Source organism: Flavobacterium sp. GW821-FHT12A05 (assembly GCF_058807735.1).
Window position 1 is genome coordinate 248,133 of record NZ_JBXAQY010000007.1, and the last position, 12,891, is coordinate 261,023.

General features: G+C 34.5%; 9 protein-coding genes. All 9 read left to right on the forward strand.

Annotation, left to right across the window (positions count from 1 at the left end):
- Positions 1-39 precede the first annotated feature (39 nt).
- Positions 40-1,833 carry an excinuclease ABC subunit UvrC gene (gene uvrC, locus AC1RRQ_RS17610; RefSeq protein ID WP_493024332.1) on the forward strand — a complete coding sequence of 598 codons (1,794 nt, stop codon included), beginning with the start codon at positions 40-42 and terminating at the stop codon, positions 1,831-1,833.
- Positions 1,834-1,842: 9 nt separating this feature from the next.
- Positions 1,843-4,200: a patatin-like phospholipase family protein gene (locus AC1RRQ_RS17615; protein ID WP_493024333.1), complete on the forward strand. Its 2,358-nt coding sequence runs from the start codon at positions 1,843-1,845 to the stop codon at positions 4,198-4,200.
- 259 nt (positions 4,201-4,459) lie between these two features.
- On the forward strand, positions 4,460-5,617 hold the full coding sequence (locus tag AC1RRQ_RS17620) for a homogentisate 1,2-dioxygenase (RefSeq protein ID WP_029270889.1): 1,158 nt from the start codon (positions 4,460-4,462) through the stop codon (positions 5,615-5,617).
- Between the two features lie 223 nt (positions 5,618-5,840).
- Positions 5,841-7,001, forward strand: coding sequence for a 4-hydroxyphenylpyruvate dioxygenase (gene hppD / locus AC1RRQ_RS17625; protein ID WP_071635490.1), 1,161 nt, complete (start codon positions 5,841-5,843; stop codon positions 6,999-7,001).
- Positions 7,002-7,298: 297 nt separating this feature from the next.
- Positions 7,299-8,069, forward strand: a complete 771-nt coding sequence (locus tag AC1RRQ_RS17630) for a DUF3108 domain-containing protein (RefSeq protein WP_493024334.1) — start codon at positions 7,299-7,301, stop codon at positions 8,067-8,069.
- The gene (locus AC1RRQ_RS17635; RefSeq protein ID WP_493024335.1) at positions 8,069-9,010 is read left to right on the forward strand and encodes a tryptophan 2,3-dioxygenase family protein; all 942 of its coding nucleotides are present in this window, start codon (positions 8,069-8,071) and stop codon (positions 9,008-9,010) included. Before AC1RRQ_RS17630 ends, AC1RRQ_RS17635 begins: the two co-directional genes overlap by 1 nt.
- Before the next feature lie 22 nt (positions 9,011-9,032).
- A complete protein-coding gene (locus tag AC1RRQ_RS17640; protein WP_493024336.1) occupies positions 9,033-10,253 on the forward strand; it encodes a M23 family metallopeptidase in 1,221 nt (406 codons plus the stop codon).
- 35 nt (positions 10,254-10,288) lie between these two features.
- On the forward strand, positions 10,289-10,909 hold the full coding sequence (locus AC1RRQ_RS17645) for a hypothetical protein (protein WP_493024337.1): 621 nt from the start codon (positions 10,289-10,291) through the stop codon (positions 10,907-10,909).
- Positions 10,910-11,038: 129 nt separating this feature from the next.
- A complete protein-coding gene (pgi, locus tag AC1RRQ_RS17650) occupies positions 11,039-12,682 on the forward strand; it encodes a glucose-6-phosphate isomerase (protein ID WP_493024338.1) in 1,644 nt (547 codons plus the stop codon).
- The last annotated feature ends 209 nt before the right edge of the window (positions 12,683-12,891 follow it).

Below are 12,891 nucleotides of genomic sequence, written 5' to 3' on the forward strand. Positions count from 1 at the left end.
TCAAAAACGCTTTTCACCTATCTTCAGAAATAAAACAGAATGTCAAAACCGTCCTTAGATCTTCAAATTCTCACCTTGCCGGATAATCCCGGCGTGTACCAATATTATGATAAAGACGGTAAAATTTTATACGTAGGTAAAGCTAAAAATCTAAAGAAAAGAGTTTCTTCTTACTTTAATAAAATTCACGATACAGCTAAAACAAATGTTTTGGTTCGAAAAATCGTGACCATAAAACACATCGTAGTTCCTACAGAAAGTGATGCACTTTTATTAGAGAACAACTTAATTAAAACATTACAGCCCAGATATAATGTTCTCCTTCGCGACGACAAAAGTTATCCGTGGATTTGTATAAAAAAAGAACCCTTTTCAAGAATATTCTCAACCAGAAGAATGGTCAAAGACGGCTCAGAATATTTTGGCCCATATACCAGTTTCAAAACCGTACATACTATTCTCGATTTAATCAAAGAATTATATCCTCTTAGAACCTGCAATTACGATTTAAGCAAATCCAATATCGATTCGGGCAAGTTTAAAGTCTGTCTCGAATATCATATTGGCAATTGCAAAGGTCCGTGCGAAGGTTTGGAGCCTCTTGAAGAATATCAGCGTCAAGTCGATGCAATCCGCGAAATCCTAAAAGGGAACTTCAAGGAAAGCATGAAAGATTTCAAACGTTTAATGGTAAAATATGCCGAAGATTTACGTTTTGAAGAAGCCCAAAAAATCAAGGAAAAAATAGAAGTTCTCGAAAATTACCAGTCAAGATCAACCATTGTAAACCCAAAGATTACCAATATCGATGTGTTTTCGATTGTGTCCGATGAAAGTGCCGCTTATGTCAACTTCCTTCAAATTTCGCATGGTTCGATAATTCGTTCGCATACGCTGGAAATGAAGAAAAAGCTGGACGAAACCGACGAAGAACTATTAGAACTGGCAATTGTAGAACTTCGCGAGCGTTTTCATTTATTATCAAAAGAAATTATTGTTCCGTTTGAAATTGATTTGGGCGAAAACATCAAAACAACCGTTCCACAGCTTGGAGATAAAAAGCAGATTCTGGATTTATCGATTCGAAATGCAAAATTCTACCGAATCGAACAATTGAAACAATTACAAATCGTTGATCCGGACAGACATACTAACCGAATCATGGCACAGATGCAGAAAGATTTGCGTTTGCCAAGCGAGCCTCGCCATATCGAATGTTTCGATAACTCGAATATCCAGGGAACAAATCCCGTTGCAGCCTGTGTAGTTTTTAAAGACGGAAAACCAAGCAAAAAAGATTACCGTCACTTTAACGTAAAAACCGTTGAAGGCCCTGACGATTTTGCTTCGATGACCGAAATTGTTTATCGTCGTTACAAAAGATTATTAGACGAAAATGAACCCTTACCGCAATTAATTATTATTGACGGTGGAAAAGGACAATTATCTGCAGCCTTAAAAAGTATTGACGAATTAGGTCTACGCGGTAAAGTTGCCATTATTGGTATTGCAAAACGTCTCGAAGAACTTTTTTATCCCGGAGATTCCATTCCGCTTTATTTAGATAAAAAATCCGAAACCCTAAAAGTAATTCAGCAGTTACGAAACGAAGCGCACAGATTCGGGATCACCTTTCACCGTGACAAACGAAGCAAAGCCGCACTTAATTCATCGGTAGAAAGTATTCCGGGAATTGGCGAAAAAACCATGCTTACATTAATACAACATTTCAAAAGTGTTAAAAGATTGAAATTAGCGACAGAAAAAGAAATATCTGCCGTCGTAGGAGTATCAAAAGCCAAAAAAATTGTCGACTTTTACAAAACCAACTAGTTATTTTTTATGCGCCCAATCCAGCTGTCCATTTCAAATACTCGGTCAAAAGGCTTTTTTTCCAATACCAAAAAAGGAGCTTCTTGGGTCGCTCTTTTTTGGCAGGAAAAAATAACCTTTTGTCTCTCGCAGTTTTCCATTTCCATCTGGGGCGTGGCATTGGTGTTTTTTACACTTTTAGTACTTCTTCCAGAAAAAACATTTTCGCAGGAAATAAAAAAAGACAGCATAAAAAGACCTAAAATTGGTTTGGTATTAAGCGGTGGCGGCGCCAAAGGTTTTGCACACATTGGGGTTTTGAAAGTTCTGGAAGAAGCCGGAATCAAAATCGATTATATTGGTGGAACCAGTATGGGATCTGTCATTGGCGGACTCTATGCTTCTGGTTACAACGCCTCTCAAATTGATTCTATTTTCAAAAAAACCAATTTCGACGATTTAATAAACGATTATATTCCGCGTTCATCCAAGAACTTTTACGGCAAAAAAAATGACGAATTATACGCCATTGTTTTGCCATTTAGTAAATTCAGAGTCGGCATTCCCGAAGCGCTTTCAAAAGGAATGTACAATTATAATTTATTAAGCAGTTTAACGAGAAACGTTCGTCACGTTCGTGATTTCAATAAATTACCAACCCCGTTTCTTTGTATCGGAACCAATATAGAAACCGGCGAAGAAGTTTTGCTTAACAAAGGAAATCTCGTTCAGGCCATGATGGCCAGTGCTGCTTTTCCCTCATTATTTACTCCGGTAGAAATAGACGGAAATTTATTAGTCGACGGAGGCGTTGTAAACAATTATCCTATAAAAGAAGTTCGTAATCTTGGTGCCGACATTATTATTGGGGTTGACGTTCAGGATGATTTAATGAAACGAAAAAACCTTAAAAACGCCACTAGAATATTGGTTCAGATTACCAATCTGCAATCGATAGACAAAATGAAAAACAAAATAAAAGACACCGATGTTTATATAAAACCGGACATTCGCGATTATGGCGTAATTTCATTTGACAAAGGCGAAGAAATCATCCGCAAAGGAGAAGAAGCTGCTTTTGCCGTTTACGAAAAAATTAAATCATTGGTAAACGAAGACAACTTTTATAAAAAACCAAGATTAAAAGTTGCTTCGGACACCCTTCAAATTGAAAAAATAAATACAGCTCAATTAGATAATTATACGAAAGAATACATTCGCGGAAAACTTCGTTTTAAAAACGGAAGCACGATTACGTATGATGATCTAAAAACCGGAATCAATAATTTAAATGCTACTCAAAACTTTAGCACCATTTCGTATTGTCTGGAACCAGATGGTCAAAAAGACGATCTTGATTTGGTTTTAAAAGAAAATCCAACCCAGACTTTTTTAAAACTTGGACTTCATTATGACGGACTTTACAAGAGCGCTGTTTTATTGAATCTTACACATAAAAAAACATTCTTAAAAAATGATGTTACTTCACTTGACATTATTTTGGGAGATAATTTTAGATACGATTTAAACTATTATGTCGAAAATGGTTTTAATATCAGCTTTGGTTTTCGCTCGAGATTAAACCAATTTAATAGAAATGTTACCACTAGTTTAAGCGGACTTCTTGCAGAAACTCAGAATTTAAACCTGATCAATGTCGATTTTATGGACTTGAACAATCAGGCTTATTTCCAAACCATATTTGTGCAAAAGTTTCTTATGGGAGGCGGCTTGGAATACAAATACCTGAAAATAAATTCGCCGACACTTTCAAATGCCGAAAATATAATTGACAAGAGTAATTATTTCAGTGCTTTTGCTTACTTAAAATACGATTCGTTTGACGATAAATATTATCCAAGTTCAGGATTGTATTTCTCTACAGATGTTCAAACCTATATGGCATCTTCGGATTATACAAATAAATTCAAGCCTTTCTCAATTGCAAAAGCCGAAATTGCCTTGGTTAAAACCTTCTTTAAAAAAGCCACTATAAAAATTGGCGCCGACGCCGGATTTAATATTGGCAGCGACAGCGTACCGTTTTTCGATTTTATATTAGGCGGTTATGGATATAATAAAATCAACAACTTCAATTACTTTTATGGCTACGACTTTTTAAGTATTGCCGGAAATAGTTTTATAAAATCAGATATTACCATAGATTATGAAATTCTAAAAAAGAACCATATTAATATTTCGGCCAATTTTGCCAACTTGGGCGATGACATTTTTAGCTCAGTCGACTGGGTTTCAATGCCAAAATATACGGGTTATGCTTTAGGTTATGGATTAGAAACCATAATTGGCCCAATCGAAATCAAACAATCGTGGTCGCCGGAATTATCAAAAAGCTTTACATGGTTCAGCATAGGTTTTATGTTTTAAACTGATTTTTTACAAATATTTTATGTTATAAATAATATAATATGTAATTTTGATCAATAAAAATTACGACATTTGTCATAATGAAAACAAATTGGACAGGTTTATTAGAGTATCTTCAATTTCTCATTAAGAGAAATCCGGAATAATGCTTCTATCGAATTGAGATAATTAGTCAATTGAAAAAAATTGAACTGATTATTCACTCTGCAATTCAAATTTTCGAATTATCTAATTTACAAATTATCTAATTGAAAAAGCCATGCCACTATACCATAAACTTGGGGATTTCCCTCAAAAAAGACACACCCAATTCGAAAAACCAAACGGCGGATTTTATTACGAACAGTTATTTGGAACAGAAGGTTTTCACGGACATTCGTCTCTATCTTACCATGTTCACAGACCAACTCAGGTTAAAGAAATTTTAAACTCTTATTCGGTTGAACCAAAAATTGCAATCGGAAAAAATATAAAATCATTACTTTTTAAAGGTTTTGAATTAAAACCAGAAAATGATTTTCTTGACAGCCGAAAAGCAATGTTAGTCAACAAAGACTGTATTATTGGTTTGGCTGCGCCTAAAGAATCGCTTCGAAATTATTTCTATAAAAATGCCGATGCTGATGAAATGCTTTTCATCCATAAAGGAAAAGGAAAATTAAGAACCATGCTGGGGAATATTCCTTTTGAATATGGCGATTACTTAATTATTCCAAGAGGCATTATTTACCAAATCGAATTCGAAACCGAAGAAAACCGACTATTTTATGTAGAATCGTATTCTCCATTTTATACTCCAAAACGATATAAAAACCAGTCTGGTCAGCATTTAGAACATTCTCCGTTTTGTGAGCGTGATTTTATTTTGCCAAGCGAATTGGAAACGCACGACGAAAAAGGTGATTTTTTAATTAAAATCAAAAAAGAAGGCATGATTCACGAAGTGGTTTATGCAACGCATCCTTTTGACGTTGTGGGCTGGGACGGATATAATTTCCCATACGGATTTTCAATTCACAATTTCGAGCCTATAACCGGGCGTGTTCACCAACCGCCTCCGGTACATCAAACTTTTGAAACGGCCACTTTTGTCGTTTGTTCCTTCTGCCCAAGACTTTACGATTATCACCCGAAAGCAATTCCGGCGCCATACAATCACAGTAATATAGATTCAGACGAAGTACTTTATTATGTTGATGGCGATTTTATGAGTCGTAATAATATCGAGCAGGGACATATTACTTTACATCCAAAAGGAATTCCGCATGGTCCCGCACCAGGCGCAATGGAACGCAGTATTGGTCATAAAGAAACTCAGGAATTAGCCGTTATGGTTGATACTTTCCGTCCATTAATGGTAACGGAAGAAGCAATGGGATTGGATGATGGGCAGTATTACAAATCCTGGACTGAATAACTAACCGAATTTAACCGCAAAGTCCACAAAGGATTTTACGCAAAGTTCACAAAGTTTTCAAGGAAGTTTTATCAAACCAAGTTCACAAAGCTTTGCGTTCTTTTGCGATTTTACAAAACCTTATTGATAAAAAATCTTTGCGCTCTTTGCGGTAAAAAACAAATTTTAAACACAACATTCGGAAAATCAATTAAACGATTAACCGATTAAACAAATAAACACAATGAGTAAAGAAGTAAAATCAGTAGAATACGGATTAGAAAAAATCTTTGAAGGAGCACAAGATTTCCTTCCGTTATTAGGAACAGATTATGTAGAATTCTATGTAGGAAACGCAAAACAATCTGCGCATTATTATAAAACTGCTTTCGGATATCAGTCATTAGCTTATGCTGGATTAGAAACCGGAGTAAAAGACAAAGCATCGTATGTTTTAAAACAAGATAAAATCAGAATCGTTTTAACAACGCCTTTAACAGCAGATTCTCCAATTAACGAACATTTGAAAAAACATGGTGACGGAGTAAAAGTTGCAGCACTTTGGGTTGAAGATGCTACAAAATCTTACGAAGAAACCATGAAACGCGGCGCACGTTCTTTTATGGAACCAACTGTTGAAGAAGACGAATTTGGTCAAGTTATTCGTTCGGGAATTTACACTTACGGAGAAACGGTTCACATTTTTGTAGAAAGAAAAAACTACAACGGTGTTTTCTTACCTGGCTACAAAGAATGGAAATCAGATTACAACCCGGAACCAACTGGATTAAAATACATCGATCACATGGTTGGAAACGTGGGTTGGAATGAAATGAATACTTGGGTAAAATTCTACGAAGACGTAATGGGATTTGTAAACTTCCTGTCTTTTGATGACAAACAAATTACTACAGAGTACTCAGCTTTGATGAGCAAAGTAATGTCTAACGGAAACGGAAGAATTAAATTCCCAATCAACGAACCAGCCGAAGGAAAGAAAAAATCGCAGATTGAAGAATATTTAGATTTCTACGGCGGACCTGGAATTCAGCATATCGCTATTGCTACAGATGATATTATTAAAACAGTATCACAATTAAGAGCGCGCGGTGTAGAATTTTTATCGGCTCCACCTCATACCTACTATCAGGCAATTCCTGAAAGATTAGGAGTTCACATGGATATGATGAAAGAAGATATTAATGAAATTGAAAAGTTAGCGATCATGGTCGATGCCGACGAAGATGGTTACCTTTTGCAAATATTTACAAAGCCTGTTCAGGACAGACCTACCCTTTTCTTCGAAATTATTCAAAGAATGGGAGCAAAAGGATTTGGTGCAGGGAACTTTAAAGCGCTGTTTGAGTCAATTGAGAGAGAACAAGAATTGAGAGGAACTTTGTAAAAATGCATTATTTTTACATTATGCGAAAAAATTCTCTGTAAAATGATGATTTTTATGCAAATGTTATGTTAAACTTACAATTCACTATTTTTTTTATGGATTTTGTATCTATCTTTGCACTCGCAAATCAAGAAGGGGTGGTTTCCTTCTGAATTGATATAAATTTCATAATTTATAGTTTTTTGGTTAGTTAATAGCATAAAAACTCAGTCTTCTTGACTGAGTTTTTTTGTTTTAGTACATTTGGAATAGAATTTGCATTTATTTACCTTTATAATGAAATGTAAAAATTGTACTATGAAAAAATTCGTCCTCGCTATATTAATTCTCTCCACTTTAGCTTTCGATACTCAAAGAGAAAATGCTTTTGACACTGGAGAATATTTCAAATTTAGAATCCATTACGGAATCGTAAACGCCGGATATGCAACCCTCGAAATTAAAGATGCTACTATAAACAACAAAAAAGTGCATCATGCTGTTGGTAAAGGATATACAACCGGAATGTCAAAATTTTTCTTTAAAGTCGAAGATCTTTACGAAAGCTATTTCGACAAAGAAACCGGTTACCCTTATCGCTTTGTGAGAAAAATCGACGAAGGAGGTTACACCAAAAATCAGGAAGGTTTTTTTAATCAAAATGAAAATCGCGTTTTAGTAAAAGACTATAAACGTAAAACCGAAAAAACAATCGTAGTCACTGAGAGCGTGCAAGATATAGTGTCAGCTTTTTACTTCTTAAGAAACCATCCTAATATTGACAAATTAAAATCGGGCGAAGCGATTACAATTGACATGTTTTTTGATGACGAAATCACAAAATTTAAGTTAAAATATGTAGGCCGTCAAGATATTACGACTAAATTTGGGTCCGTTTCTACGATGGTTTTTAAACCACTTGTACAAACAGGACGAGTTTTCAAAGAAAAAGAAAGTTTAACCCTCTGGATTACAGACGACGACAACAAAGTTCCAATTCGAATTAAAGCCGATTTAGCTGTTGGATCTCTGAAAGCAGATCTTGATGAATATAAAGGATTAAAAAATCCATTTAAAGTTAAAAAATAATGAACCTTACTGAGCATTCAGAATCAATTTTAAAAGAAATTGACCTTAAATTTCAAGCAATAAACCAAAAAACTGATGTTCAGTTAGAAGGATTACTTTGGTCAAAACCCATTACCTATTGGGATTATATTCAAACAGATGCTCTTCTAAATATACAAACACAACGTACGACGCTTCCTGACGAAATGGTTTTTATCATGTATCATCAGGTAAACGAATTAATCTTTAAAATGATTTTGTGGGAAATCGATCAGATTGCCGACACACAAAACATTCAGGTTGATTTTTTCAGCGAAAGACTTTCCAGAATTACACGTTATTTTGATATGCTGACCAATTCGTTCAGTATTATGGAGAACGGAATGGAAGTTGACCAATATATGAAGTTTAGAAACACGCTTACTCCTGCAAGCGGATTTCAAAGTGCACAATATAGATTGATTGAGTTTGCCTCTACAGATGTTATCAATTTAACGGACCGCAGATACAAAGCAAACTTTGACGAAAACACAGATCTTGAAACCAGTTTTGAGCATTTATATTGGCAGGCCGCAGGAAAGGATTATCATACCGGCGAAAAATCGTACTTACTTAATGAGTTCGAAAAAAAATACAAAGATCAGTTCTTAAGACAAATGACTTCGTTTAAAACGAAAAACATTTGGCAAAAATTTACGCAGCTGCCAATTGAAGATCAGCAGAATCCTGAATTGATAAAAGCAATGCGCCATTACGATCATACTGTGAACATTACCTGGGTAATGCAGCATTTAAATACCGCTATAAAATATATTTTAGAAAGCGGAAAAGGAAACGGTGAAGCGACCGGAGGAAGTGACTGGCAAAAATATATGCATCCAAAATACCAAAGACGCATCTTTTTTCCTAAATTGTGGACCGAAGAAGAATTGTCCAATTGGGGAAATGAACCAACCGCTTAATTTCCTAAAAAATTTAAAGAGTTTGAAAAAAGCATTCGTAATTATAATAGTATTATTTTCAATATTTTCATGTCATAAAGCCGAAGAAAAAGTTGAAATTAAAATTACAAAACCAAAAACTAAAAAAGTAGAATTCGGTTTTAATTACGCTGATTTTAATGTTGTTAATGATACTATATCAAAAGGAGATTCCTTTGGTTCCATTATACAAAGTCAAAATATTGGCAATAAAAAGGTGCATGACATTGTAGAACAGGTAAAAGATTCTTTTAATGTTAGGTCTATTCGATACAATAAACCTTTTACTTTACTTCGTTCAAAAAACAAAACAAATAATCTTCAGGTTTTTATTTATCAGCCTGATGCTTTGTCTTATTATGTAATCGATTTAAGAGACAGCATTGCAAAAGCATATAAAAAAGTAAAACCGGTTACCTTAAAAAGAAAAATTATTGGAGGCGTTTTAAAAAGTTCATTATCTGAAACTTTAGGAAACGAAAGTGTAGAAACCGCTCTTGCCAGCAGAATTACAAAAGTATTTTCATGGTCAATTGACTTCTTCAAACTTAAAAAAGGCGATCGCTACGGTTTAATCTTCACGGAACGTTTTATAAACGGTAAAACATACGACGGCGTTGAAGAACTTGAAGCAGCCTTCTTTGAATATAAAGGCAAAATCATTTATGCCTTTCCTTTTGAAAGAGATACTACTTCTGGAAAGATTGAATATTATGATGACGAAGGAAAAACATTAAAGAACTTTTTCTTAAAAACGCCAATTAAGTTCAGCCGAATCACTTCAAGATTCACTATGAACAGATTTCATCCAGTACAACATACCTGGAAAGCACATAAAGGAACCGACTACGCTGCTCCAACCGGAACACCTATTTCAACAACTGCATCTGGAGTTGTAGAAGCAACCGGATATACAGCAGGAAACGGAAACTTTGTAAAAGTAAAACACAACGGAACCTACTCTACGCAATATTTACACATGTCCAGAATTTTGGTAAAACGCGGACAAAGGGTTACGCAAGGACAAACTATTGGTTTAGTTGGAAGTACTGGTTTAGCTTCTGGGCCTCACGTGTGTTACCGCTTCTGGAAAAACGGAGTTCAGGTAGATGCGCTTCGCTTAAATTTACCAACCGGAGAATCTTTAACCGGAAATGACAAAACCCGTTTCTTTAAACAAATCGAACCTTTGAAAAGAGAATTGGACAGCATTGGGAATTTGTAGCATTTAAAAATTCAATTCTAAAAAAAATAGAAAACATGAAAAACGATCGGCTTAAAGCGATTTACAATGAAACTTTTTCAGATTTAAAACTATTTTACAGAGATACCAATTTACCAGAAAATTTAATTTCAAATTACAAAGTCGGACAGATTATTCAGGAAAAAGGATTTACTGATATGACTTCTATGGGCGGAGGTCTTTCGGGAAATTTCAGGTATTTAATAGCAAGCGCACACGCAAAAGATTTATCAAAATTCAATCCCGACTCAGCAAAAATCGGTCATTTTCTATTAGACACTATTGCTTATTTTAAAGTGTTGGATATTTATAAAATTGGTGATAAAACACAGGTTTTTATTTTAAACATACCAGACAATTCACTTTCTCTTTTTAAAAATTCATCCTCCAATCTGGAAGAAGAAATCACAGAAAAAGCTCAAAAACGCTTTCGCGAAAAAATCGATACTGACTTAATTCCAGTATTACAGACCGAAAACTGGAAAGAAAGAACCAAATCGCCACTTGGAATGAGCGATAATGGTGAACTTTTTTTTGATGATTCTAAAATTAAAAACGAATCTCCAAAAAGAATTGATGTTGATGTTTCGAACAAAATTATAGCGATCAATAAAAAGCCATGGTGGAAGATTTGGTAGAATTTGAAATTACCGACATAAAACGTTTTCGTAACTAATTGTTATATAATCCTTATCCATTATCCTTTTAAAAGTTATTTCAGTATTTTTGTGTTACTAAAAAAAACAAAATCTTCAATAAAAATACAAATGGCTTTAAACACAACAAACCCAACCGGGACTGAAGCGTGGAAAAATCTGCAAAACCACTATAATGCAATTCATGAAACTACAATACAAGAATTGTTTAAACAAGATACTGCTCGTGCTGAAAAATTCAACTTGCAATGGAACGACTTTTTAGTAGATTATTCTAAAAACAATATCAGTCAGGAAACTGTTTCTCTTTTGTTAGAATTGGCAAATTCTATTGGATTAAAAGATGCAGTTGCTCAATATTTTGGCGGAGCGTTAATTAACCAAACTGAAAATCGCGCTGTTCTTCATACTGCTTTACGTGCTCCGGAATCGTCAGTAATTAATGTTGATGGAGAAAACGTCATTCCGGAAGTTTACGAAGTAAAAAACAAAATCAAAAATTTCACAAACGAAGTTATTTCGGGAGAAAGAAAAGGTTATACAGGAAAGGCTTTTACTGATATTGTAAATATTGGAATTGGAGGTTCAGATCTTGGTCCGGTTATGGCAGTTGAAGCTTTACAATTTTACAAAAACCACTTGAACACGCATTTCGTTTCGAATGTAGATGGTGATCACGTAAATGAAATTATCAAAAAACTAAATCCAGAAACAACACTTTTCTTAATTGTTTCTAAAACTTTTACAACTCAGGAAACACTATCAAACTCTGAAACGATTAAAGAATGGTTCTTGAAATCAGCTTCTCAGGAAGATATTGCAAAACACTTTGTGGCGGTTTCAACAAACATTCAAAAAGTAACTGAATTTGGAATTAACCCAGACAACATTTTCCCAATGTGGGATTGGGTTGGAGGAAGATTCTCTTTATGGAGCGCCGTTGGATTGAGCATTGCACTGGCAATTGGATTTGACAATTACAACCAATTATTAGTAGGTGCTAACGAAATGGACGATCACTTCAAATCGGCAGAATTTGACGAAAACATTCCGGTAATTTTAGCTTTATTAAGTGTTTGGTATAATAATTTCTTTGGTGCCGAAAGCGAAGCTTTAATTCCGTACACACAATATTTATCAAAACTGGCTCCCTATTTACAACAGGCAACTATGGAAAGTAACGGTAAAAGTGTTGGACGTGACGGAAAACCTGTTAATTACCAAACTGGAACTATTATTTGGGGAGAGCCAGGAACAAACTCGCAGCATGCTTTTTTCCAATTGATTCACCAGGGAACAAAAAGAATTCCAACTGATTTTATCGGTTTTGTAAAACCATTATACGGAAACGAAGATCATCATAATAAATTGATGTCAAACTTCTTTGCTCAGACTGAAGCCTTAATGAACGGAAAAACTCCGGCGCAAGTTCAGGCAGAATTTGACAAACAAGGTTTACCGGCAGAGAAAACTTCTTATTTATTGCCTTTTAAAGTTTTCACAGGAAACAAACCAACTAATACAATTCTAATTCAAAAACTTACTCCAAAAAGTTTAGGATCATTAATCGCTTTATACGAACACAAAATTTTTGTTCAGGGTGTAATCTGGAATATTTTCAGCTTTGATCAATGGGGCGTTGAATTAGGAAAACAGTTAGCAAACTCCATTTTAGACGAAATAAATTCTAAAACTGTTAAGGATCACGACAGTTCTACTTCGTTTTTATTGAATCACTTTTTAAAGAATAAATAAAAATTAACTAAAAGTTTGCTTTTATAAAACACTGAAACGCCTTAATTTAACAAAAATTAAGGCGTTTTTTCGTATAGAACAACTACAAAGACACTATATTTTAACATAAATTGAAAGTTTTAGGCTACGTCTTTATTCAAAACATTGTTATTTTAACAAAATTAAGGCATCCAAATTCAACAAATCATCATTTTTCTTAAAGAAAAAAG